This is a genomic window from Actinomycetota bacterium (assembly GCA_005774595.1).
GTDB lineage: Bacteria > Actinomycetota > Coriobacteriia > Anaerosomatales > D1FN1-002 > D1FN1-002.
In genome coordinates this window covers 1-666 of sequence record VAUM01000286.1, presented here as the reverse complement: position 1 = coordinate 666, position 666 = coordinate 1, and the positions used below count along the sequence as shown (strand labels likewise).

The 666-nt window shown below is 68.2% G+C and carries 1 pseudogene (only partly in view); it reads right to left on the bottom strand.

Annotated features, from left to right (window positions below):
• Window positions 1-648, bottom strand: a pseudogene (locus tag FDZ70_09190) (ammonium transporter) (it extends 582 nt beyond the left edge of the window).
• Window positions 649-666: the final 18 nt, after the last annotated feature.

Sequence of the window (666 nt, the reverse complement as noted above, 5' to 3'; positions counted from 1 at the left end):
CCAGCCGAACCACAGGATGCCGGCGCCGAGGATCGTCATCGGCAGGTTGTGCGGGGCGATCTCCGGCTTGCCGAGGTCCCGCCTCTTGCCGAGGGCGAGTGCGGCCGCCAGCGCCGCCGCGCCGCTCGCGATGTGCACGACCGTGCCGCCGGCGAAGTCGAGCGCGCCGATGCCGGACAGGCCCATCCAGCCGCCGCCCCACACCCAGTGCGCGAGCGGGGAGTACACGAGCAGCACCCACACGCCCGCGAAGATCACGTACGCCGAGAACTTCATCCGCTCGGCGATCGCGCCGGTGATGAGCGCGACGGTGATGATCGCGAACATGCCCTGGTACATCGCGAACACCGACTCGGGCATGAGGTGGCCCTCGACGCCGAACGTCCCGGCCGCCACGCCCTTCAGGCCGATCTTGCTGAAGTCGCCGATGAACTTCCCGAGCGGGCCTTCCGCCGAGCCGAACGCGATGGTGTATCCCACGAGCGCCCAGATCACGGACGTGAGCCCCATCGAGAAGAAGCTCTGCATCGTGGTGGACAGCACGTTCTTGCTCCGGACCATTCCCGCGTAGAACAGGGCCAGCCCCGGCGTCATGAAGAGCACCAGTGCGGCCGAGGTGAGCATCCAAGCGGTGTCGCCGACGTTGATGTCCGCCATGGGTGTCAC